Source organism: Massilia mucilaginosa (assembly GCF_011682145.1).
Lineage (GTDB): Bacteria > Pseudomonadota > Gammaproteobacteria > Burkholderiales > Burkholderiaceae_D > Telluria_A > Telluria_A mucilaginosa.
The window spans coordinates 1-316 of sequence record NZ_WHJH01000296.1 but is presented as its reverse complement, the minus strand read 5'-3'; the positions used below and the strand labels follow the sequence as shown (position 1 = coordinate 316).

At 63.3% G+C, this 316-nt stretch carries 1 protein-coding gene; it reads left to right on the top strand.

Features of this window, described 5'->3' with window-relative positions; genetic code table 11:
- On the top strand, positions 1 to 316 hold a 316-nt coding region (locus F2P45_RS34935), incomplete at both ends, for a hypothetical protein (RefSeq protein WP_166882739.1).

Here is a 316-nt window from a genome sequence, read left to right as displayed (position 1 = left end):
CGCGCTGCGCACCGCTCCCAACGCCCAGTTCGCCCTGGCGCGCCAGGTTGGCAAGGCGCTGGGCATCGAGGTCAATTTCGTAAGCAAGAACGCAGAGTTCGAGGGCGTGGCCTATAACGGCGTGGCCTACCTGACCGAAGGTATGCGCAACGCCGAGCTGGCAATTGCCGGCCACGAAACGCTGCATGCACTTGAACAGTCGAATCCGGAGCTGGGCGCCAAGCTGCGCACGCAGATTCGCGCCTACTTGAAAGAAGGGGTGGTGGAAGACCGCCAGGCGCGCGAATTCGCGGCAAACGGCTTCCAGGATGTCACC